The 24,146-nt window shown below is 39.7% G+C and carries 22 protein-coding genes; 16 read left to right on the top strand and 6 right to left on the bottom strand.

Annotated features, from left to right (window positions below; genetic code table 11):
• Positions 1-3: 3 nt before the first annotated feature.
• Genes phrB through QQK05_RS04200 form a run of 6 tightly spaced genes read left to right on the top strand, consistent with a single transcriptional unit; the run spans position 4 to position 5,923 of the window.
• Positions 4-1,392, top strand: coding sequence for a deoxyribodipyrimidine photo-lyase (gene phrB, locus QQK05_RS04225; RefSeq protein ID WP_284296444.1), 1,389 nt, complete (start codon positions 4-6; stop codon positions 1,390-1,392).
• Between the two features lie 3 nt (positions 1,393-1,395).
• Positions 1,396-1,890, top strand: coding sequence for a nuclear transport factor 2 family protein (locus QQK05_RS04220; RefSeq protein ID WP_284296194.1), 495 nt, complete (start codon positions 1,396-1,398; stop codon positions 1,888-1,890).
• Positions 1,887-2,633: an SDR family NAD(P)-dependent oxidoreductase gene (locus QQK05_RS04215; RefSeq protein WP_284296193.1), complete on the top strand. Its 747-nt coding sequence runs from the start codon at positions 1,887-1,889 to the stop codon at positions 2,631-2,633. Before QQK05_RS04220 ends, QQK05_RS04215 begins: the two co-directional genes overlap by 4 nt.
• Positions 2,630-3,892 (top strand): NAD(P)/FAD-dependent oxidoreductase, encoded by a 1,263-nt coding sequence (locus QQK05_RS04210; RefSeq protein ID WP_284296191.1) that lies wholly within the window; start codon positions 2,630-2,632, stop codon positions 3,890-3,892. The genes QQK05_RS04215 and QQK05_RS04210 overlap by 4 nt, the downstream gene beginning before the upstream one ends.
• 9 nt (positions 3,893-3,901) lie before the next feature.
• A complete protein-coding gene (locus QQK05_RS04205) occupies positions 3,902-4,663 on the top strand; it encodes a DUF1365 domain-containing protein (protein WP_284296190.1) in 762 nt (253 codons plus the stop codon).
• Between the two features lie 15 nt (positions 4,664-4,678).
• Complete coding sequence (locus tag QQK05_RS04200) at positions 4,679-5,923, top strand: SAM-dependent methyltransferase (protein ID WP_284296189.1); 1,245 nt, start codon at positions 4,679-4,681, stop codon at positions 5,921-5,923.
• A gap of 8 nt (positions 5,924-5,931) precedes the next feature.
• Here QQK05_RS04200 and QQK05_RS04195 read toward each other — a convergent pair whose 3' ends face one another.
• Positions 5,932-6,300, bottom strand: coding sequence for a GtrA family protein (locus tag QQK05_RS04195; RefSeq protein WP_284296188.1), 369 nt, complete (start codon positions 6,298-6,300; stop codon positions 5,932-5,934).
• 133 nt (positions 6,301-6,433) lie between these two features.
• Here QQK05_RS04195 and QQK05_RS04190 point away from each other — a divergent pair, with 133 nt between their 5' ends.
• The 4 genes from QQK05_RS04190 to QQK05_RS04175 are packed head-to-tail and all read left to right on the top strand — an operon-like array spanning position 6,434 to position 10,798.
• Positions 6,434-7,453 carry a glycosyltransferase family 2 protein gene (locus tag QQK05_RS04190; RefSeq protein WP_284296187.1) on the top strand — a complete coding sequence of 340 codons (1,020 nt, stop codon included), beginning with the start codon at positions 6,434-6,436 and terminating at the stop codon, positions 7,451-7,453.
• Complete coding sequence (locus QQK05_RS04185; RefSeq protein ID WP_284296186.1) at positions 7,453-8,862, top strand: ArnT family glycosyltransferase; 1,410 nt, start codon at positions 7,453-7,455, stop codon at positions 8,860-8,862. Before QQK05_RS04190 ends, QQK05_RS04185 begins: the two co-directional genes overlap by 1 nt.
• A 27-nt stretch (positions 8,863-8,889) precedes the next feature.
• A complete protein-coding gene (locus QQK05_RS04180) occupies positions 8,890-9,564 on the top strand; it encodes a response regulator transcription factor (protein ID WP_284296185.1) in 675 nt (224 codons plus the stop codon).
• Positions 9,551-10,798 (top strand): sensor histidine kinase, encoded by a 1,248-nt coding sequence (locus QQK05_RS04175; RefSeq protein ID WP_284296184.1) that lies wholly within the window; start codon positions 9,551-9,553, stop codon positions 10,796-10,798. Before QQK05_RS04180 ends, QQK05_RS04175 begins: the two co-directional genes overlap by 14 nt.
• Positions 10,799-10,976: 178 nt before the next feature.
• Here the strand turns inward: QQK05_RS04175 and QQK05_RS04170 are convergent, their stop codons facing one another.
• Both QQK05_RS04170 and QQK05_RS04165 read right to left on the bottom strand, forming a co-directional pair.
• The gene (locus QQK05_RS04170) at positions 10,977-11,444 is read right to left on the bottom strand and encodes a TetR/AcrR family transcriptional regulator (protein ID WP_284296183.1); all 468 of its coding nucleotides are present in this window, start codon (positions 11,442-11,444) and stop codon (positions 10,977-10,979) included.
• 452 nt (positions 11,445-11,896) lie between these two features.
• Positions 11,897-13,048: a hypothetical protein gene (locus QQK05_RS04165; RefSeq protein ID WP_284296182.1), complete on the bottom strand. Its 1,152-nt coding sequence runs from the start codon at positions 13,046-13,048 to the stop codon at positions 11,897-11,899.
• Between the two features lie 240 nt (positions 13,049-13,288).
• Here QQK05_RS04165 and ettA point away from each other — a divergent pair, with 240 nt between their 5' ends.
• From ettA to QQK05_RS04135, 6 genes are all read left to right on the top strand, one after another.
• A complete protein-coding gene (gene ettA, locus QQK05_RS04160; protein WP_284296181.1) occupies positions 13,289-14,962 on the top strand; it encodes an energy-dependent translational throttle protein EttA in 1,674 nt (557 codons plus the stop codon).
• Positions 14,963-15,053: 91 nt separating this feature from the next.
• Positions 15,054-15,419 (top strand): PilZ domain-containing protein, encoded by a 366-nt coding sequence (locus tag QQK05_RS04155; RefSeq protein WP_284296180.1) that lies wholly within the window; start codon positions 15,054-15,056, stop codon positions 15,417-15,419.
• Between the two features lie 127 nt (positions 15,420-15,546).
• Positions 15,547-16,047 (top strand): glycine cleavage system protein R, encoded by a 501-nt coding sequence (locus QQK05_RS04150; RefSeq protein WP_284296179.1) that lies wholly within the window; start codon positions 15,547-15,549, stop codon positions 16,045-16,047.
• A gap of 9 nt (positions 16,048-16,056) precedes the next feature.
• The gene (gene ppk1, locus QQK05_RS04145) at positions 16,057-18,186 is read left to right on the top strand and encodes a polyphosphate kinase 1 (protein ID WP_284296178.1); all 2,130 of its coding nucleotides are present in this window, start codon (positions 16,057-16,059) and stop codon (positions 18,184-18,186) included.
• Positions 18,179-19,687 carry a Ppx/GppA phosphatase family protein gene (locus tag QQK05_RS04140; RefSeq protein WP_284296177.1) on the top strand — a complete coding sequence of 503 codons (1,509 nt, stop codon included), beginning with the start codon at positions 18,179-18,181 and terminating at the stop codon, positions 19,685-19,687. Before ppk1 ends, QQK05_RS04140 begins: the two co-directional genes overlap by 8 nt.
• A gap of 82 nt (positions 19,688-19,769) precedes the next feature.
• Positions 19,770-20,870, top strand: coding sequence for an HDOD domain-containing protein (locus QQK05_RS04135; RefSeq protein ID WP_284296176.1), 1,101 nt, complete (start codon positions 19,770-19,772; stop codon positions 20,868-20,870).
• A gap of 55 nt (positions 20,871-20,925) precedes the next feature.
• On the opposite strand, the gene QQK05_RS04130 is transcribed toward QQK05_RS04135, so the two are convergent.
• From QQK05_RS04130 to phoB, 3 genes are all read right to left on the bottom strand, one after another.
• Positions 20,926-21,891: a PstS family phosphate ABC transporter substrate-binding protein gene (locus QQK05_RS04130; protein WP_284296175.1), complete on the bottom strand. Its 966-nt coding sequence runs from the start codon at positions 21,889-21,891 to the stop codon at positions 20,926-20,928.
• 185 nt (positions 21,892-22,076) lie between these two features.
• On the bottom strand, positions 22,077-23,390 hold the full coding sequence (gene phoR, locus QQK05_RS04125; RefSeq protein WP_284296174.1) for a phosphate regulon sensor histidine kinase PhoR: 1,314 nt from the start codon (positions 23,388-23,390) through the stop codon (positions 22,077-22,079).
• Positions 23,391-23,397: 7 nt separating this feature from the next.
• Complete coding sequence (phoB, locus tag QQK05_RS04120) at positions 23,398-24,090, bottom strand: phosphate regulon transcriptional regulator PhoB (RefSeq protein WP_284296173.1); 693 nt, start codon at positions 24,088-24,090, stop codon at positions 23,398-23,400.
• Positions 24,091-24,146: the final 56 nt, after the last annotated feature.

Genomic DNA, 24,146 nt, shown 5'->3' with positions numbered 1-24,146 from the left:
AGTATTTTGTTATTGTGGTTTAGAAATGATCTTCGTGTCCACGACAATCCTGCCGTAGCCTATGCGCTAGCGCATGGTGTTACACAAGCAGTCTTTATCGCGACACCTGAAGAATGGTCGAAACATCACATGGCGCCAATTAAAGTCGATTTAATTCTTCGCCATGTAGCCCTGTTAGATGCACAGCTGAAACAATTAGGGATCGATTTAACCATCATTCACGGGAGCGACTACAACAGTCAGATCGATACTATTTTAACCCACCTTGAGTCTATACAAAGCAATCAAGTAATTGTTAATCAAGAGCTTGAGTTACGAGAGCGTAATCGAGACGAAAAACTCAAACAACTTGGCATCAATATCATGGCATTTGAAGGGGATGTTATCGTCCCTAAAGGCTTAGTTCGAAACAACTCAGGCGCTATGTTTAAAGTGTTTACTCCCTTTAAAAAGGCTTGGCTAAATTACGTATTAAATAATGGTTTCAGTTACATAGCGAAACAGGAGTCTGTATCGTTTAACGAGCACGAAGTTGAACCCATTTTACCGGAAATCACTCGCCAAGACTCGAGTAAATGGCCACTATCGACGGATGTTGAAGCTGTCGTTATTCCCGAGTTTTTGCAAACCAAAATAGATAAATATCACGACCAAAGAGATATCCCGGGAATCAAAGGTACTTCAGGACTTTCTGCTTATTTAAGTATTGGTGCAATTAGTCCACGTTACCTGCTAGCATTGCTGCAAAACAGCTACCCCGATATCCTACATCAGCAACCCTCGCAAGCTTTTAGCTGGTTAAATGAGTTAATTTGGCGCGAGTTTTACCGCCATTTATTATGGCACTTCCCTGATCTCATCAAACATACTAACTTCAATGACAAGTATGACGATTTGCCATGGCACAATAAAGTAGAGCACATTGAAGCATGGAAGCAAGGCAGAACGGGATACCCAATTGTTGACGCCGCAATGAGACAACTTAATCAAACAGGGTGGATGCACAATCGCCTAAGAATGATTGTAGCGAGCTTTTTGACTAAGCACCTATTAGTTGACTGGCGTATTGGCGAGCATTATTTCATGACTAAACTCGTTGACGGTGACTTTGCAGCAAACAATGGTGGTTGGCAATGGTCTGCTGGTACAGGCTGTGATGCACAACCCTATTTTAGGGTTTTCAACCCAATCAGCCAAAGTGAAAAGTTTGATCCCACAGGAAAATTTATCCGTAAATATTTACCAGAATTGTCTGATATTCCAGACAAAAAAATTCATTTTCCACATGACTATATTGCGGAAAATCATTTAGATATTTATTGGCCAGCAATCGTTGAGCACAAACAAGCCCGATTGAAAGCGCTAGATTTTTACAAACAATATACGCGATAAACTATGGAAAATACGAGTAACTTTCAACCGAACATCGTCGTAAATGGACAATCCAATGGTCATGTATCCCCATACCCGGACTGGCTTAGTCAATTTATTGATATTTATCAGAGATTAGGCACTGATAATTTAGAGCTGCTGACGCAGGTTTATCATCCTCAGGTCACCTTTAAAGACCCGATGCATCTTGTTGTTGGCCTAGACGATCTCAGGAGCTATTTCGATAACCTGTATACGAATCTTATCAGTTGCCAATTCGACATTGACGAAGTGATTCACCAAGATAACAAGGCAGCCGTATATTGGCGAATGACATTTATTCATAAACGCCTCAACGGGGCAAAACCGATTACGGTTGAAGGGCACACAAAGCTTATTGGCGAACAAGGGCGTGTTATTTATCACAGAGATTATGTAGATGTAGGCGCTATGGTCTATGAACATATCCCGTTAATGGGACGCATTATCCGCTACATCAAACAGCGAGCACAATCGTGAAAAAAGTACTAATCACTGGCGCCAGTTCGGGTATTGGGCTCTCACTTGCCAAGCAATACGCTAAAGCGGGAAATGAGGTGTTTGCTTGTGGCCGTAACGAGGAAGCTTTAAAGGCGCTACAAGCGGAATATGGCAATATTACGCCGTTAATCTTTGACGTGACCAACAAAGCGCAAGTCGCATCAGCCAGTGCACAAGTAAACATGCTTGATATCATTATTCTTAACGCTGGAGATTGTTTGTACATCGAAGACCCTATCCGCTTTGATGATGACTTGTTTGATAGAATTATCGACGTCAACTTGAAAAGCATGGGAACTATGCTGGCGAACTTTCTTGTCAAGCTAACGCCGGCCAAAACACCAGACGCAGGTAACCCTCAACTGGTGTTTGTTAGCTCAAGCGCTAGTTTAGTCCCCTTTCCTAAGGCACAAGCATATGGTGCATCAAAAGCAGGGGTAGATTATTTAGCTAATTCATTAGCGATTGATCTAGCTAAACACCGTATCGACGTCACCTTAGTTCATCCCGGTTTTATCAAAACACCTCTGACCGACAAAAACGACTTTGATATGCCATTTTTAATTAGTAGTGAAGAAGCTGCAGTGCGCATTTACGAGGGGGTGAAAAAACGTAAACGCTATCTTCAATTTCCTAAAAAACTGACTTTACTACTTCACACATTTTCATTATTGCCTTCACGTTGGTGGCAGGCTTTTGCATCATCGAGGCTAACTAAATGAAGAATATCGCCATTATTGGCTCCGGCATTGCCGGTTTGACAAGCGCTCATTTACTGTCGCAAAAACACAATGTGACAGTATTTGAACAAAACGATTATATTGGTGGCCACACAGCGACCGTTGACGTCGAGTACCAAGGACGAGATTATGCGATAGATACTGGATTTATCGTTTTTAATGATAAGACTTATCCGAATTTTCTAAAACTACTCGCCAAGCTTGGTATGAACAAACAAGAAACAGAAATGAGTTTCTCGGTTCACAATACGCAAACTGGATTAGAATATAACGGCCATAACTTAAACACCTTATTCGCACAACGACGCAACATATTAAGGCCTAAATTTTGGCATCTGATTAGACAAATTGTCCGCTTTAACAAAGCGTGCAAATCAGTATACGAACAAAATAACTATGATGAGCAACTTACCCTCGGGGAGTTTTTATCACAGAATAATTTCAGTGATTTCTTCGCGCAGCATTACATTTTGCCTATGGGCGCTGCAATTTGGTCTAGCTCTATCGATCAAATGAACCAATTCCAGTTTAAGTTTTTTGTTCAGTTCTTTCATAATCACGGCCTATTAAATATCACGGATAGACCACAATGGTATGTAATCCCTAAAGGCTCTCGCAGTTACATAACGCCATTAATCGAGCCGTTTAAAGACAATATTAAACTCAACACAAAGCTGCTAAGAATTGAGCGACGAGACGAAAAAGTGTTCGTTCACCACGAGGTAAACAGCGAAGTTAAAGTCGATGAGTTTGATGAGATAGTGTTAGCTTGTCACTCAGACCAAGCGTTGAAATTACTCGATGATAGAACCCCAGCAGAACAAGAAGTACTCGGCGCAATGCCATACAGTGAAAATGAAGTCGTACTTCACACAGACACACAATTGTTGCCAAAACGTAGAGCGGCATGGGCAAGTTGGAACTATCAGTTAGTCAACGATAGATCAAAGCCTGCGAGTGTGACTTACAACATGAATATTTTACAAGGGCTACAAAGCGACACGACGTTTTGTGTAACGCTTAACCAAAGTGAAGCAATAGCCTCTGAAAAAGTACTAAGAAAGTTTATTTATCACCACCCAATTTTTAGTATCGAGTCAATGCAAGCACAGCAAAAAAGATCTCAAATTTGCGGCTTGAACAATACCCATTTCGCGGGCGCCTATTGGTACAATGGATTCCATGAAGATGGCGTTCGAAGTGCTGTTGACGTTGCAAAACGATTCGATTGTCATTTGTAGGCGATTAGAATGAGTATTCGTAGTCAAAGTGCAATTTACCAAGGAAATGTTAGGCATCGTAGGTATTTTCCTGCGAAAAATGCCTTCAACTATCGCCTTTACATGCTTGCACTTGATGTTGATGAGGTACTTCAAGGCGACATAAACCAAGGTATTCTTGGTACCCAATGGTACAAGCCAATACGCGTCGTGGAAAAAGATTACCTAAAAGGTGAACCAGGCAACCTCAAGGAGCGTATTACTTCAAAAGTGAACTCCTTAGGTGGTATCTGGCAGGGCAACAAGGTGGTTATGCTTGTTCAAGCTCGATGTTTTGGCTTATATTTTAGCCCTGCTAATTTTTTCTTCTGCTACGATGAAAATGACAATTGTCGCTATATGTTAGTCGAAGTAAGCAATACACCTTGGAATAAGCGTCATTACTATTTAGTGGATATGATAGAGACAATGCCAACGGAAAAGTCTTTTCATGTTTCGCCATTTTTAGATCTAGCGATGCAATACCATTGGCGTGTCAAACCTCCACAAAACAATAATGAGCAGTTACTTGTTCACATTGAAAACATAACACACGAAGAAAAAGAGAAGGTTTTTGATGCAACGCTTGCGATGCAACGCGTGGCTTTTTCGAAAAAGAATTTGTTAAATGTATGGTGTACGTTACCACACATGTCGTTAAAAATTGTTGCGGGCATTTATTATCAAGCCCTCAAATTATTCGCCAAACGAATTCCTTTCGTTCCGTATCAAACCAAAAATAGCGAACAATAAGTATCCGAGGAATTTATGGAATCCATCGCGAATATACAACCCAATACTAAACTAAATTGGCTAGCTAAGCGCTGTCGTGACTTGGTTTTTAACGCACTAAGCAAGTTACAAAGCGATTGCGTGGAAATCGTTGAAGGGAATACAGTTCACACCTTTGGCAACAAGCGAAACGAGGGAGGAAAAAGCCCTCTCATTGGTAAAATTTATATTAAAGATGCAAGCGCATATGTCGATTTCGTCAAAGGCGGAAGCATTGGGGTAGCTGAAGCATTTATTGAGCATAAGTGGCACAGCCCTAACCTTACCGATGTCATCAGAATATTCGCAAGAGCACAACAAGTCACCGACAACATTGACAGTAAAAAATCGTTATTGAGTAAAATAAAGAACCACATTTTCCACCGATTAAACCGAAATTCTCATTCTGGTTCCAAAAAAAATATTGTTGCTCATTACGACCTTGGCAATGAACTGTACACACGCTTCCTAGACAAGACCATGATGTATTCTTCGGCTATCTACCCATCATCAGACGCAACACTCGAGCAGGCACAAGTGCATAAACTCGATACCATCTGTCAAAGGCTGGAGCTAACGGACAAAGATCACGTTGTTGAGATAGGTACTGGTTGGGGTGGCCTTGCTGTCCATATGGCGAAAAACTATGGTTGCCGAGTAACGACAACAACAATTTCGGAAGAACAGTACGACTATGCTAAAACACAAGTAGAGCAAGCCGGCCTAGGGCATCTTGTTACGCTACTCAAAGAAGATTATCGCAATCTTGAAGGCCAATACGACAAGCTTGTTTCTATCGAAATGATCGAAGCCGTTGGTTACGAGTACATGCAAAGCTTTTTCGAACAATGCCATTCGCTTGTAAAACCAAACGGCAAAATGTTAATACAAGCAATAACGATTGCAGACCAACGTTTAGATCATTACCTGCATAACGTGGACTTTATTCAACGCTATATTTTTCCTGGTGGCTTTTTACCGTCGATTACCCTACTTTCACAGCAAATTTGCCAACATACCAATATGGTCATTGAACAGCTCGACGATATTGGTTTAGATTACGCAAAAACACTCGCGCACTGGCGTGATAACTTTTTAGCAAACTGGTCTGAAATCAATAAACACGGTTATGACGATAACTTTAAGCGCTTATGGCTATATTATTTTGCATATTGCGAAGGTGCGTTTTTAGAAAGAGCGACTTCAACCGTGCACCTAGTTGCAAGAAAGCCAAGTTTTTAAATCAACTTTCAAACAAAGACTTTTGATTTTGAAACCGCGTAATTGCTAACAAACGCAATCGAGACACCAACGATAAAGGCAACCGACACCAGATTGGTTGCCTTTAACACCACCATAAATCCTATCAAATTCAATAGAAAAGAGCTGCTGGCTGTCAGTGCATGCTTCATGAATTGACGAAGCGCATTAACGCGGCTGGACGCGTGAAACGTAAAATAGCGATTACCTAGCCACGTTACTATCATAGCAACACAAAATGCCAACGTGCGGACGACCACGATATTCATGTCAAAATATAATGAGATTCCATAAAAACACAACGCATCAACAATAAAGCCACCGCCTCCAACTATGGCAAAGCGATAAATTTCTTTCATCAAACCACTAATTTATAAATAAACAACAGTTTATCGATGCCGATGTCGAAAAAACGTCACGATTTTTTGAGACATTTTTTCGACATTGCCTCACAGACAATAGCGACAACTTTATCTTGAGGTAATATTCCCTATGCAATTAGTCACACCTGTATCATCTTATCAAGAGCCCCCAACAGTGGCTGAACAGATCACCTTGTCAATCATTGTTCCTGTTTATAATGAACAAGAAATGCTAGCAAAATTTCATCATGAACTGACGCAAACACTTGCTTTGCTAGCCAATGATACTGTTGAAATCGTTTATATTAATGATGGTAGTAAAGACAATAGCTGGGCAATAATGCAGGCCTTGGATTGTACACATGCCAATGTTGAGCTGATTAACCTGAGTCGAAACTTTGGCAAAGAAGCGGCCATGACCGCAGGATTAGAGTTATGCAAAGGTGATTCAGCCATTTTGCTTGATGCTGACTTACAAGATCCTCCAGCATTAATTCCTCAAATGCTCGATATGTGGCGCCAAGGTTTTGATGTTGTGAATATGCGCCGAAAAGATAGAGCTGGTGAATCCTACCTAAAGAAACTAAGCGCTCATGTTTACTATCGATTACTCAACAAACTCTCAGATGTCGACATAGCTACTGATGTCGGTGATTTTCGCTTACTTTCACGCCGAGTAATAGATGACATTAACAAACTACCTGAGAAAAACCGCTACATGAAGGGCATTATGGCATGGCCAGGCTACAAGCAGACTTTTATCGAATTTGATCGTCCCGAACGTGTTGCAGGCGAAACCAAGTGGTCATTTCTCCAACTTATTCAACTCGGGCTATCGGGTATCACCTCATTTAGTGTCAAACCTTTAAAAATAGCAACCTGGTTAGGCGGTATCGTTTCCTTGTCTGCATTCATTTACAGCGCCTTTATCTTATTGAAATCACTTTTCTTTCAAATAGATGTTGCTGGATACCCTTCCCTAATGCTAATTCAATTATGGCTAGGTGGCGCCCAACTTATGGCAATAGGATTACTGGGCGAATATGTTGGCAGGATATACACAGAGAGCAAGCAGCGCCCAGTGTACCTAGTTATGGAAAAAATTAGTCATCAAACATCAAAACTTGTGCGTGTAAGAGGGACTAAATAATGCGCCAAGTTGTAACGTCTACGCGCATATTCATTGCGCTAATCACTGCACTGATATTGGTTAGGTTGTTATCCCTTGGTATGTACCCATTATTTGATACAACAGAATCCCGATATAGTGATATCGCGCGTATTATGGCGGACACGAATAATTACCTAACCCCAATGTTCAATGAAACAACACCGTTTTGGGGAAAACCGCCCATGCACACATGGGCAAGTGCAATTAGTTTCGAAATTTTGGGCGTCAGTGAATTTTCAGCTCGCCTGCCTCATTTTCTGGCAACCTTATTAACCTTGGCACTAACATTCATTTTTGTTAAGCGCTTTTATACCAAAGAAATCGCTGTCATCACCACACTCGTTTTGTGCTCCACATTGGGCTTTATTGTCGGTGGAGCTATGGTCATGACAGATGCGTTATTAACGCTTTCAGTAACACTCGCCATGATAAGTTTTTGGGTTCAGTTTAAAACACGATCAGTAGTTTCAGGGATTGTGTTTTTTGTGGCATTAGCCTTTGGCATGCTAATCAAAGGACCTGTGGCCGTCGTCATTATCGGCATAGCGCTAGTGACATGGTCACTTTATCAAAATGTCTTTTGGCGAGCCTTTACTTCATTGCCATGGTTACTCGGACTGATGTCATTTATGGCAATGACGTTACCTTGGTATCTTATGGCAGAGCACGCAACACCGGGGTTCTTGTCTTACTTTCTTTGGGGCGAGCATGTCTTGCGATTTATTGAACCGGGCTGGAGCGGCGACTTATATGGTACAGCCCACGATGAAGCAAAAGGCACTATTTGGCTTTTTTGGCTCGCAATGGCATGCCCTTGGTCTGTGTTTATCATTCTTTGGTTGCTCAAAGCGCCTACACAATCATTCAATCAAATAAGAAACATCAAAGTTGAAGAATTAACGAGCTACCTTATCGCTTTTAGTATTGCACCTATGTTGTTGTTTACACTAGCCGGTAATATTCTTCCAGCTTATGTCATGCCTGGACTACCTGCTTTCGCAATTCTTATTGCGTTAACGATAAAGAACCAACGTTCGTTGATAATCACAAGTGTACTTTCTTTAGTACTATTGGTTAGCTTTTTAAGTTATGTCAGTTCAGGGTACTGGCAAAAGAGTACACAGGCATATTTACTGCAAGATATCGATGTTGATGTACCAGTGGTTTATTGGCAAAAAAAACCATTTTCGGGCAACTTTTATACTCGAGGACAAGCCCAAGTCACCAGTGAAATAAGTGAGTTAATGAAACTCCAGCAAGCACAGGCTATCTACATTGCAGTTAAGCAACGCCAAACCAAACCGCTGACTTCTGTGTTAAGCTCTTGTTATATGGTTAATAAAGATACTAAATATTTCTTATATTTGTGCCAACAGGAAAACCATTAAACATGATTGGAAAGCCTTGAGTAAGCTATGACAAAATTATTGCTAGTAGAGGATAGTCAGCAAGTTGCCGAAATCATTTTTGAATATTTTGAAACCGATGACTATGAGCTAGATTATGCTGCTACAGGAACGCTTGGGCTAACACTAGCCCAAGAAAATAGTTACGACTGCATAATTCTCGATATTATGCTGCCAGGAATGGATGGCATGACTATTTGTAAACGTCTGCGAGAGACAGGTATTGATACGCCGATTATTATGCTGACTGCCCGAGACACCAATCAGGATATGCTCGAAGGCTTAACCATCGGTGCCGATGATTATGTTGTAAAACCATTTGACCTAGCGTTATTAGAAGCTCGAATTCAGGCCGTCTTGCGACGCTCTCAAGGCGTATCTTTTTCGAGCCAACTTACCATTGGCGACTTGTCGATTAATTTAAAAAACCACACCGTATTTAGGCAAGAGCAATTAATAAAATTAAATCCGAGTGGATTTAAAATCCTAACATTGTTGTGTCAACGCTCACCTAACATCGTGAGTCGAGAAGACATTGAACATAAACTTTGGCCCAATGAAACGCCAGATCAAGATTTATTACGAAAGCATATTTATCAATTACGCGCGAAAATAGATAAACCTTTTGACAAAGAACTCATCAAGACAATCCCAAAGCTAGGTTACAAAATTGAAAACATCTAACAAATCGATATCAATCACGCAAACCATCAGCCGAGCTTTTATTGTCGGTACGTTGTTTTTATTAGTCGTAAATTGGATTATTTTCCGCTCCATTATTTTACTGACAGAGAACACAGTTAATTCAAAGCGTCTGGCAGAAGTAAGTGATTACCATCTAGCTTACTATGCAAAGGGTAATACTGGTATTCGTGAAATAGATCCATTAACGAAGAGTTACGATAGTTACGAGACATTGCCAGATCAAATTCAACAAGCAATATCGCCAGATTGGATTGGCGTTATGTCGCAGCATTATGACGATACAGATAACGAATATGTCATTTTAGGGAAGCAATTAAACAACAAAATCTACTATTTAGTTGAGAGCAGTGACGCTAATGAATGGAGTGACGATACCTTTTTAATTATTGAAGCAACAATCATTATTGGTGGACTTATCTTATTGCTATGCGCTCGTGTTTATATCCTGACCGCAGCTAATCGTATCTCTTTGCCATTTCGTTCAATGGCAGACCAACTCAGTCAAGACCAAGCCACGTCTTTTGAACCATTATCAGTTGAGGGAGAGGTCACCAATGAAATGCAGCAAACCCTTACAGCGATTAATAGTTATCGCCAAACCATTGCTCGTTCGATAACCAGGGAAAAATCCTTCACTCGATATATCTCTCACGAACTACGAACACCAATGACAGTGATTAAAGGCTCAGTCAGTCTACTTAACCGGATAGAGCACGATAAAGTTAAGCCGCAAACGACCCGAATTGATAAAGCAGTAAATGATATGCATGAGCTAACCGACACCTTGTTATTGCTTGCTCGTGAAGAAAACCATGAAGATTTGAGTATCATTATCGATAATAAATTTATTCAACAAGAGTTGGACGACATTGCAAGTTATATCGATAACAACCAATGTACTATCGATTATCAATTACTTGACAATATGACTCTTCATGCACACCCAAGTCTATTCAAGGCTCTGTTTAAAAACTTACTGATTAATGCGGTTAATAGCACCGCTCAAGGCCAGGTCTCAATTTTCCTAGATCAAGGGCAACTCAGCATTATCGACAACGGTATCGGTTTAGAGGCAGAGAGTAGAGGTTACCAAGGTTTTGGCATTGGTTTAGTGATAGTGAAAGATATCTGTCAAAAGTATGGGTGGGCATTTAGTTTGACCAATAATGAAACTCAGGGTTGTACAGCGAAAGTCAATTTCAGTCCTAACTAAAGTGCGATTCGAGAGAAGGCGACTTTTGCACGACGTATATGCCTCACTTGAAAGCACTTTAATTTACGTAAAAAGGTTCGCTGTTTACCAATTTTGTCGCTAGGCAAAAACATGACAAACAAAAACAAAATAACAAATTTTGACGTCATCCAAATCATACTACCCCCGTATTTATACGTTAATCGCGCCGAATATTTAAGAGCGCTAGAAAAGTCTCGCCAAAGAGTATTTTTGCCAACTGTTTATCGCCAAACTTTTGCTCAATAATCGAAAGAAAGTTGTTCATTCCAATAGTCGTTTGTTCCGCTGGTGTCTCTTGAGAAACTTGGCTAAATAATAATTCCATCACACGCCTAAATCTGACATCGTCACTGTAGAGCGCATCTGTCCATGATTTGTGCAGCGCTTCTTTAGATTCCCAATTTAAGTTGCTCATAATTAATGGAAGCACTTTTCCTTTAATTGACTCCGCGAAATCTAAATGATGCGGAAAATAGCGTTGAATAGCTCCGCGACTACAACCATATGCTTCAGCGACCGATGCATAGGAAATTGCGTGCCAACCACGCTCCCAGAAGATAGATAAGACAATATCATCCAACTGTTGTTTCTTTTTTGCTCTTTCCTGCGCGGAAATTTTTGCCATCTAGCTACTTCCTATTAACCAAAAATTCAAGATACATTGTAAGCATTGACTGCACTAAATCAATGAATCCCCCCGCGTATTAACACTTCAATACTCGTCATTACAATTGTTAACACAAGTTATGTTTACACCGTAAACATAACCTACTATCATTTATGCATACATTGTAATCAATGCATTTTTTAAACAAGGAAAGTTGCTTGTAAATCAAGCGCTCATTTAAATCAACGCTTCCCTTGTGGGGCTATCATGTGATGTTTTGTTGCTTTCATTTCATCACTAGCCCCTTTTTCTTAATTTATTTTGATAATAGCCAATGGTTTTAGCGAAACTGAATAAGGCTAGTTTATTAAAGCCTTTTAACTTCTGACTAGAAAGGAGGGATATCACAAATAGTAGTTGCGGTAGAGCATTGAAATACTCTACTTAATTGACGTTTAAATTGATCAACTTTAATTACACTCGTAAATGTTACCTGTCAGCGCAGTTTGATCAACGATACGAAACAACTCTACTTTTACTGGTTTTCCGTCTTCGTCTCTCTCTTTGATTACAATTTTAATTTTCTGATTTATAGCTGAATTAATGTGCGGGTCACAATTGATTTTTCTTGCCCATGCTTGTGCCTCAGCGTTTGAAACGTAACCCACGTCTGCCGAGTCTGGCGTATAACCCAATTCAACTAATTTTTTCGCTAAAACGGTTCCTTCTGAATCCCTTGATGAAATAGTATCGACTTCTATACCAGGATTTGAACCAGGGCCATTATCTGTAATTACTAAAACAAGGAGTGAACCGTCTGGAAATTTGAAATTCAAACGAATTTGAGTGTCTTTCTTAATGACTTCATATGTTTCATACTCAAAGGTTACAGTCGTCTTTATGCTGTTACGCTTGTCAAAAAAGTCTGTAAAAATGCCTGAATTTAGCTCTTTTGCTTGAACATCAATCCAAGAGTTAATTAAAGCATCACACCTCTTACTTGTTGCATCTTTTCTATCACCATACATGTAAGAAAGCGCCGTTTTGCAATTACCTATCGTCGAAAAGTCTCCTGTATCCGCATTTGCAAGTTGTGCAAGTGAAGCCCATGATTCTCCTAATTTATTTACAAATAATCCGGCTTTTTCTTCAAAGGAGGCACGCTTTATTAAAGTCAAATAAATAACGTCTAACTCATTAAGATTTTCAGCTAAAGTTAAATCATCCTGACTTGGAGATGCCCAAGAAGCAAAAAAGCTCTGTGGATTGGTTGCGTTAGAGTTAGAGGTAATATCAACTTTCATTTTTGTTACATCATTATTAGTAACATCAATAACTGTGAAATATGCAACACCTGTAGAAGCTATCAATGAACTACATTTAGGTTCGCTAGAGTTATTAGCACATGCTGAGTGATTGCTATCAGAAGCTAATTGTTTGGCTGCATTTTTTGCAAAGTTCAAATCATATTTACCGCAAGAAGAGCTTGTCTCGAATTCATTGTAATAACTGTTACAAACAACTAACGTTTCAGAATTAATGCTGTTTGGACTAGGTAGTGATTTAAATGCATTGGAAACTGGCGACGCCAAAAGACTAAATACAAGTAAGTATTTTTTCACTTAAATATCCTTATAAAATTTATGTTAATTTACAATTAACTAACAATCCTCGAGATGACTATATCAACTTAGTAAAAATAATAAAAAGAACAAACACCGCTACTCGTAAAAAAAGCTTCTCAGTATTAAGAAAGTTCCTCATTTATTGGTCTCCAATTCCATATACATCAGTGGACTGTTCAGTGGTTGATACTCTACAATACTGAAAAACTATTTTAGATATTAAACAGAGGGTTTCTGATGGCACTGCCAGATAAATTCATTTTCTCAATGAACCGCGTTTCAAAGGTGGTTCCACCAAAACGCACAATCTTAAAAGACATTTCATTATCATTTTTTCCTGGCGCTAAAATTGGTGTTTTAGGTTTAAACGGTGCTGGTAAATCAACATTACTACGTATTATGGCGGGTGTTGATAAAGAATTTGAAGGTGAAGCACACGCATTAGCGGGAACTAACATTGGCTACCTACCTCAAGAGCCAGAGTTAGATGAAAACAAAACTGTTCGTGAAATCGTTGAAGAAGCTGTCGATGTTGTTAAAAACGCGATGGCTCGCTTAGATGAAGTTTATGCTGCCTATGCCGAAGAAGACGCTGATTTTGATGCATTAGCGAAAGAACAAGGTGAACTAGAAGCAATTATTGCAAGTAGCGATGGTCATAACTTAGAAAACCAATTGGAGCGCGCAGCCGATGCGCTTCGTTTACCTGAGTGGGACCAAAAAGTTGCCGTATTAAGTGGTGGTGAGCGTCGTCGTGTTGCGTTATGTCGCTTATTATTACAAAAGCCTGATATGCTTTTACTTGACGAACCAACTAACCACTTAGACGCAGAGTCAGTTGCATGGTTAGAGCGCTTCTTACACGACTACACAGGAACTGTTGTAGCGATTACCCATGACCGTTACTTCCTAGATAATGTTGCAGGTTGGATTCTAGAGCTTGACCGAGGTGAAGGTATTCCTTGGGAAGGTAACTACTCTTCTTGGCTAGAGCAAAAAGAAAAGCGTTTAGAGATCGAAGCTAAATCAGAGAATGCTCGTCAGAAAACGATTAAGCAAGAGCTTGAATGGGTTCGTCAAAGTCCTAAAGCACGTCAGGCAAAGAACAAAGCTCGTATGGCTCGTTTTGAAGAGCTGAACAGCCAAGAAAACCAAAAACGTAACGAGACCAATGAATTATATATTCCACCTGGTCCTCGCTTAGGTGACAAGGTATTAGATGTTAATGCACTAACAAAATCATTTGGCGATCGTGTGCTTATCGACAATTTATCATTTAGCATTCCTAAAGGTGCAATTGTGGGTATTATCGGTGCTAACGGTGCGGGTAAATCAACCTTGTTTAAAATGCTATCTGAAACAGAACAACCAGATTCAGGTACTGTTGAGCTAGGTGAAACGGTGAAACTAGCAAGTGTTGATCAGTTTCGCGATGATATGGAAGACAGCAACACAGTCTACCAAGAAATCTCTGAAGGCCATGATTTGATTCAAATTGGTGGTTACGAGATTAACTCACGCGCATACTGTAGCCGCTTTAACTTTAAAGGCAATGATCAGCAAAAGCTTATTGGCGAATTATCAGGTGGTGAGCGCAACCGTGTTCATTTAGCAAAACTGGTTAAAACCGGTGGTAACTTATTACTTCTCGATGAGCCAACCAATGACTTAGATGTTGAAACACTTCGTGCACTGGAAGAGGCGCTTCTGGAATTCCCAGGTTGTGCAATGGTTATCTCCCATGACCGTTGGTTCCTTGACCGTATTGCAACCCATATCATTGATTACCGCGATGAAGGACAGGTTAACTTCTTTGAAGGTAACTTCAGTGAATACAATGATTGGCTGAAGAAAACGCTTGGGCCAGCAGCACTTGAACCACATCGTATTAAATACAAAAAAATCATGTAATTTTTTACATCAAAAAAAGCACCGTAAGGTGCTTTTTTTTTCACTAATGTCTATGCTTATAAGATGTTAATAATAATGTTGAATTGCTGTTATGGAGAATAGACGTCAATTTACCCGTATCTTATTTGCTATCGATGCGCAGTTAATCGTCGACGATCAAAAGTACTTAGTATCAATCCATGATATTTCACTCAATGGTGCACTTGTTAGTCATCCTAGTGTAGACCTTGCCTTTGTGAAAAAGATTGGCACGTTAGTATTTGAGTTAACCGAAGGTGCGAATGTAGAAATGCACGTGGCCGTCATGCATGAAAATGATCATGAGCTTGGCTTACGTTGTAATGCGATGGATATCGACAGCATGAGTCATCTACGCAGAATGATAGAATTGAACCTTGGCGATGACGATCAACTACACAAAGAATTGTCACAACTATCGAGCGTTGAGCACGGTTAAGTTGATACACAACAAACTTTAATAAAATCTTAAAAAATCAGTCAATTATTTGCTATGTACAGCATTGACAATTGCTCGACTTAAACGCTATTAATAGATATGCCTTTTTTCAAATAGGACTCCCCTTATGAAGCATTTAGTTATTTCCTTTATTTGTGATGACAAACCCGGCCTAGTTGATTCGTTATCAAGCACAATTTCTCAACATCAAGGTAACTGGCAAACCAGTAGCCTGCATCATTTATCAGGCAAATTCGCTGGTATTTTAGAGGTATCGGTAGACGAGACTCATTATGACTCACTGCAGTCATCATTAGCGCAATTAAATCAATTCAATTTACAAGTTGTTGATGCTCCAAACCCAACACAAGATACTGGCAAAGCCATTAGCCTCTCATTAACAGCCAATGATCGCGCAGGCATCGTGCAAGATATTTCATCCGTCATTCATCAAAATCACGGCAACTTAATCAAGCTCGTTTCTCAACAACAAAGCGCACCGCACTCTGGTCAACTTATGTTTACTGCAAAAGTGATTATTTCAGTCAGTGAAAATGACGTTGATGCCTTGATAGAAGCACTTGAAGCTATCGAAAATGATCTAATGGTAGATGTAAACGAGAACTAAACCTACGCAATGGACGCACCTTTTTACAATAAAGAATTAAGCTGGCTTTCTTTTAATGAACGCGTTTTACAGGAAGCCGCTGATCCCAATGTCCCCTTAATTGAAAGAATTCGGTTTTTAGGCATTTATTCATCTAATTTGGATGAGTTTTTCAGAGTGCGCGCCGCTAACATTTATCGCCAATCCTTACTTGAAGCTGCAAACGTCGAAACGGAGCAGCTTGAAGACATGAAGTGGTCGGTATTATTTAATCGAATTAGTGACAAAGTAAATCAGCTAACCAGTCAATTTCAAGAGTACGCTGTCGCCTGTTTTTCAGAGCTCGAAAAGCACAATATTGACCTCATCTTTAATGATGAGAAGTCCAAAAAGTTTGCAAAAAAGTTATCAAGCAAGCAGAGAATATGGCTAAAAACCTTCTTTGATCATCAAGTTATTCGCCATATCACGCCGATCATTATCTCAAACAAAACCCAATTGGCTGAGTGTTTGGACGATGACGGTATTTACTTGCTTGTTGCCCTCAATAAAGCGGATATCACGCAATACGCACTTGTTGAAATCCCACGTGATGAATTAGATCGTTTTGTCATTCTGCCAAAAGATGGTGACGAAGAAACACAACGCATTGTTATGCTTGACGATATTCTTCACTATTTCTTAGATGATATTTTCTCAGGGATTTTTGATTATGATCACATCGATGCGTACTCAATCAAACTAACGCGCGACGCTAAATACAATTTGGATGATGAAATCGACCAAAGTCTTTTAGATAAAATGTCTAAAGGTTTAAAGCAGCGTTTAAAGGCAACGCCTGTTCGTTTGGGCTATGACAGGCATATGCCAAACTACATGTTGAAATTTGTTCGGAAAGAGCTTCGAATAAAAAATGCCGATAACCTCGTTGCGGGGGTCCGATACCGTCACTTTAAAGATTTTACCGGCTTCCCTAACTTGGGTGATGCTTCCTTGGAAAAAAGTGATTTGGTCGCACTAGAAGCAGCCCCCGTTAAAGTGAATAACTCAATGTTTGATGCTATCAAACAACGCGATATTTTAGTTTATTACCCGTATTATAAGTTCAGGCATTTTACCGAGTTTGTTCGACAAGCGTCTTACGATCCGCTTGTAAAACAAATCAAAATCAATATTTATCGAGTCGCTAAAAAGTCTGAAATTATTCACTCTTTGGTTGAAGCAGTGAAAAATGGAAAACAAGTGACAGTCGTTGTTGAGCTGAAAGCGCGATTTGATGAAGAAGCAAACATCGAATGGGCCCGAGTCATGAAAGATGCGGGGATTAATGTCGAGTTTGGTATCGAATCGTTAAAAATTCACTCAAAGTTATGCCTAATTACCCGTGAAGAAGATGGAAAAATCGTTCGCTATGCTCATATTGGAACGGGCAATTTTCATGAGAAAAATGCTCGTATTTATACTGACTTTTCACTATTCACCAATCATAGAGAGATTGCTCAAGAGGTAGAAAACGTCTTCTCTTTCATCTCACACAGTTACAAGCGCTTTCGTTTTAACCATTTAATTGTCTCTCCATTAACGTCTCGTCGTCGCCTATATCAACTCATTGATAACGAGATAGATAACGCAAATAAGGGCTTGGTCGCCGGTATTGATCTTAAAATTAACAACCTAGTGGATAAAGGGTTAATTAATCGCTTGTATCAAGCCAGCAATGCGGGCGTAAACATACGTATATTGGTGCGCGGGATGTGTACCCTTGTACCTGGTATTAAAGGCTTTAGTGACAACATTCGTGTTGTTTCTATCGTTGATCAGTTCCTCGAGCACCCTCGTATCATGGTGTTCTATAACCAAGGTGATAAACAAGTATTAATCACCTCAGCGGACTGGATGGAACGTAATATAGATGAGCGTGTGGAAGTCGCCTGCCCTATCTATGATCCTAGCTTAAAACAACGAATTTTAGATATCTTAGAGTTGCACTTCAAAGACAACGTAAAAGCACGAGTTATCGACGAACAGCAACAAAATCTGTATGTTGATAATATGTCAGGCGAAGCCGTGCGTTCACAAATGGCAATTTATGATTATCTGAAAAATAAAGAAGATGACGCTTTAAAACAATTATTGGTGCAACAATATAGAAATGAATGAACAAGAAAACATAGAATTACCTGAGAATTATTTTGGCGCCTTAGATATCGGCTCCAACAGTTTTCATTTTGTTTTTGCTCGCCTTGTAGATGGCAATTTACAAATCGTTCATTCAGAAAAATATCAGGTTAAACTTGCAGACGGTTTAAGTGAAGACAATGAGCTTAATCAAGAAGCTAATGACCGTGGCCTTAAAGCATTAAGAGACCTCGCACCAAGTATCAGCAAATTATCAGCCGAAAACTTCCGAGCTGTAGCGACATACACGCTCAGACAAGCAACTAATGCGCGGAGTTTTCTAGACGCCGCAAAACAAATATTACCCTACGATATTGAAGTCATATCGGGCCACGAAGAAGCTCGATTAATCTACCAAGGTGTGGCGCATTATACGACGCCAGATACCACTCGACTTATTATCGATATTGGTGGTGGCTCAACCGAATGTGTCATTGGCGAAAATGATGCAACGAAAACACTCACTAGTTTAAATGTCGGTTGTGTCAGCTTTCAGCAGCAATTTTTTGCTGACGGTAAAATTACTGACAAAGCCTTTAACAGAGCCATTTTAGCGGTCAGACAAGAACTTGAAGCCCATGTAAAGCGATTTAAAAAGGTTGGTTGGCAAGAATGCCTTGGCACGTCGGGCACTATTAAGAGTATCTATAATTTAATTAATGCTGATCATGAGTTTCCTCAATCGATTAATTTAAAACAACTCCATGAATTGAAAGACAAATTAATCGCCTGCAACTATGTCGATAACATTAACCTAACGCCACTTAAAGAAAGTCGGAAAAGCATCCTCTGTTCTGGCTTAGCCATTTTAATTGCTGTTGTTGATATGCTTGATATCAAACAGTTAGATTATTGTGAATATGCGTTACGTGAAGGTGTTCTATACGAGCAATTTGAGTTGTCTCAATACGAGGATGTGCGAAAACGTGCAGTTTTGTCTTTAACGACTCGTTTTAACAGTGAGATAGAGCAAGCTGACAAAGTGTTTGAGTTAGCCGACACAATGTACCAAACACTCAAAAAAGACTGGAAAATAGGTAAAAGTATCTACCAGATTTTGCTGCAGGGTGCCGTATATCTGCACGAAGTTGGTTTTGACATCAACCCATCCAGTTATCATAAACATAGCGAATATATTGTCGCTAATGCCGATTTACCAGGTTTTACCCTCGAGCAACAACAAGCACTTGCTTGGCTAGTAGGCAATCACCGGAAAAAGATAAGTCCAGCAACTGAATTACAGTGGTATTTACTCGACCAACAGAAACTAGCGCGCATCAACGCGATTCTTCGCTTATCAGTGTTACTGAGCCAACAACGACAATTATCAGAAATACCAAACCTCAAAATCAGTGCTAAAGAAAACACGCTAAAAATCAAATTTAAACAGCAATGGTTAAGCGACAAGCCTTTAATTGAAGCCGATTTATTAACTGAACAAAAGCACTTAAAGCAGCTGAATATTGAATTGCTTTTTAGCTAATGAATTTAACACTTCATCATCTCGATTTATTACTATACTCAAAGGAAGACATCTGTAATTAAGCGAACCTTATTAACTTGTTATGTTTAAAGCGTTACTTAACACTCTGTTTCCTTCGACTAACCAAAATTACACGCCAAACTACTTTGCATTTGAAGAGACTCGTGCAAACAAAGATGATGAACAACAAAAAGCCGTTGACGCGCTTCAAACATCTTTAAAAACATCTATCGACAATGGGGAGTATCGTGAACAGGAGCACCAGCTTAGATTCTATGATTTTTTGTTTGGTAAACAGGCATCATCTGTAGAACATGACGACCTATCGTTATTTATTGCTAATAAAATTAATATTTTACTCAGTAAGCCTGAAACTATTGTAGCAGCGCTGCCTGCTTTACCGGTATCAATTAATAAAATTACTAACGAGCTCAATGATGACAATTTTGATATTAATCAGCTGATCAAACTCATTGAACAAGAGCCAGCCATTGTTGCTAAAGTCATAGAGCTGGCAAATTCCGCTTATTACAACCATACCGGTAAATCGATTACCGATTTAAAACTGGCCGTTAGAGTGCTCGGTGTAAACGGCTTAACCGAAGGTGTCATCAATGGTTTTGTTAATCGTTTAGTCCCCGCCTCTCCTATCTATTTTCAACACTATGGAAACAAGATATGGCAGCATAGTTATACCACCGGTGTCATCGCAAAATCTTTAGTGAAAGACGCAAAATTACCCGAGCAAGCGGCGGAAAGTTACTTGGTTGGGTTGCTGACAAATTTAGGTGATATGATCATCTTTCAGCTGCTCGTTGAGGCCTTTGCTCACGTCAACGCAGACTGCCAACCCAATAGTCTTATCTTCAAAAAGTTGCTAATTGATTATTCAAAAAGCCTCTCGTACTCCATCGCCAAACACTGGCAATTGCCAGCGTCCATTACCAGCGCTTTGCAACTTCAGGCAAACCTTACAAAATCAGTGATGCTAAAACCACAGTTTACGACTAATACCCTTGCTTGCTATGTCTATGAAGCTAACCTTATTAGCGAGTTAGCTTTGTTACTAGAGAACAAACAGGTATCCAATGAAGAACTCGAACAGGCGAAACAATATCTTATTGAAAGTCATGAAGCACAGCAGTTCCTTGAAAAGCACTTAGTACCGCATATGACACAATAAAATTTGCAAAAAAAAACGCTAGCCTAAGCTAGCGTTTTTCTCTAAGAAACTTAACTTACATTGTTAAACCAAGTTTCTTTAATTCTTTTTGTACTACTTTGTTAGGTAATGGAATGTAGCCATCTTTTTCTACAATGTATTGACCTGACTTAGAAAGTACCATTTTCAAGAACTCGCCAGTCATTGGATCTAATGGCTTGTTCGGGTGCTTGTTAACGTAAACGTATAAGTAACGAGAAAGTGGGTACTTACCTTTAACAGCGTTTTCCATGTTAGCTTCAACGAAGTTGTCGCCTTTTTTCGCTAATGGTAATGCACGAACACCTGAAGTTTGGTAACCGATACCTGAGTAACCAATACCGTTTAACGATGCAGAAACTGATTGTACAACTGACGCTGAACCTGGTTGCTCGTTCACAGTGTTTTTGAAGTCACCTTTACAAAGTGCTTTCTTTTTGAAGTAACCGTATGTACCTGATACAGAGTTACGACCGTATAACTGGATGTCTTTACCTGCCCAGTCACCTGCTAAACCTAAGTCACCCCAACGGTCAGCATCTTTCTCGCCACCACACTTGCGGTTGCTAGAGAAAATCGCATCAACTTGGTCAATACGTAAACCTTCTAAAGGGTTGTCTTTGTGTACGAATACCGCTAATGCGTCAATTGCAACACGAACAGCCGTTGGCTTGTAACCAAAGTGCTTCTCGAATGCTTGAATCTCACGAGATTTCATCTTACGGCTCATTGGGCCTAAGTTTGAAGTAGACTCAGTTAATGCTGGTGGAGCTGTTGAAGAACCAGCAGCTTGAATTTGAATGTTAACGTTCGGGTATGTACGTTTAAATTCTTCTGCCCAGAATGTCATCATGTTTGCTAACGTATCTGAACCTACAGATGATAAGTTACCTGAAACACCACTAGTCTTTTGGTACTCTGGTAAGTCCTTATCTACTGCGTACGCTGATACGCTCATTAAACCTGCTAAACCTAAAGCAGTTAAAGCTCTTTTGAACTTCATTGAATTCTCCAATATAAATTGTCTGTCTGGTTGGAACGGTGAAAACTATACTAATCTTTTGTGACACTTAAATTTCAGTAATATTACAGTTATGTTACAAGCATCATAAATATTTAAAGATACTGTCATTAAAAAAGGCTGAGAGATATCAGCCTTTGTCATTGAACATTAAATCAAATTTGAGATTATTCTTGATTAACTATAGAAGAAGAAAAAACGATACTAAATTCACTACCACTACCCCATTGGCTGTTAATCAGTAGCTCTGCGCTGTGATGCTGCAATACGTGTTTAACAATTGCTAAGCCTAAGCCAGAACCACCCGTGTTGCGCGAACGAGATTTATCTATCCGATAAAAGCGCTCGGTTATCCGGTTAACATGCTCAGGTTTAATCCCCGTACCATTATCTTTAACGCTAAACTTAACGCCCATACCATTGCTTTGCTTGACCTTTGTCAGGCTAATATGAATCTCTCCAGCATCTGGGGTATAAGCAATCGCATTTGATATTAAGTTCGAACACGCACTCTTAAGCTCAGTATCTATACCAGAAATTGTAATATCTGGGGCGATATCTGCTGTTATCGTATGGTTCTTTTCTTGATTTAACCAATGACTTTCTTTAAATAGTCCTGATACTAACTCAGAGAGGTTAACATGATGAGTTTCATCATAAGTCGAGTTATTTTCCACTTTAGATAAGATCAATAGTTGCTCAACTAATCGATCCATTCGTGTCACTTGCCCTTCTATCGTGGTAAAGACATTTAACCAGTGTTCATCAAATTCATTACCTGGCGATTGTATCATTTCAATATAGCCACGCATCACGGTTAGCGGCGTTTTCAACTCATGTGATACATTAGCAACAAAATCTCGACGCATTGTTTCTAAGCGGTTTAACTTACTAACATCGCGCGCAACTAACAGATACTGGTCAGCACCGTAAATCATGATACGAAGCTCTAGTGTCGTATCTTCTTTTAACGGAGAATCAATATGAAACGGCGCGTCAAATTCATGTGCGTATAACGTGCGACTAAACTCAGGATTACGTATCAAGTTATCGATTCGTTGGCCAACATCGCCAGGGCAAACCACACCTAATAAATTCTGTGCCTTCTTGTTGCTCCACTCGATGATAAAATCTTGAGACAAGACGACAGCTGCATCAGGTAATGCTTCTGCACCATCTCTAAATTGTCGAATACGATGACGTAATTGCTTTTGCTTCTTTCGTTGCTTGTTAAGCAAATGAAATAAGCCGTCATAAATACGTCCCCAAGTTCCTGAAGCATGTGGCGGATTAATCGATTTAGATTGCCACAACCAGTGCGCCAATTGAACTAAATGATGATAATGCCAGATTAATAATACGATGCTGGATATTGCAATTGCTGGCCAGAAAATATCAAAAAGCCAGCCGGTTAAACCGCTGGCTAATAATACAAAAAACAGTCTTTTATACAGCAAAACTGTTGAAGCTTTTGAATACATAGATTACTTAACTTACTTGCCCCGAAAAACGATATCCAGAGCCGCGAACTGTTTGAATAAAATGCTCGTGGCCGTCGCCTGAAATTGCTTTTCGTAAGCGTCTAATGTGAACATCAACGGTGCGATCTTCAACAAATACATTGGTACCCCATACATTATCTAATAATTGCTCACGTGAATATACACGCTCAGTATGAGTCATGAAAAAATGTAATAAGCGAAACTCCGTTGGACCTAAATCTAATTTACGTTCATTGATAGAAACACGATGCGCAACAGGGTCTAAAGATAAACCATGAAAATCAATTGTTTCTTCGATAGACGTTGGCGATACACGACGAATAACCGCTTTAATGCGTGCAATTAACTCTTTTGGAGAAAATGGCTTAGTCACATAATCGTCGACACCTGCTTCAAACCCTTTAACTTTATCGTCTTCATCACCACGTGCTGTTAGCATGATAATAGGAATATTACGCGTATGTTCCGTTTGCTTCAGCGATTTAGCAAACTTGACGCCTGAGCCACCAGGTAACATCCAGTCCAGTAAAATTAAATCAGGGTAAGGTTCTTTAATTAACTGGTTAGCGACATTTACGTCCGCTGCTGGTATTGGATTATAGCCATTTTGCTCAAGTACGAAGCAAATCATTTCACGAATTGGCGCTTCATCTTCAACGACTAATATTTCTCTATTCATCCTAAAATCCTAAAAATAATCTTATCACTCTCCGATTAACTATGAGTATTTTGCGC

The organism is Thalassotalea loyana (genome assembly GCF_030161435.1).
GTDB classification, from domain to species: Bacteria; Pseudomonadota; Gammaproteobacteria; order Enterobacterales; family Alteromonadaceae; genus Thalassotalea_G; species Thalassotalea_G loyana.
The sequence above is the reverse complement of the archived record's forward strand: the minus strand, read 5'-3'. Positions and strand labels throughout refer to the sequence as shown.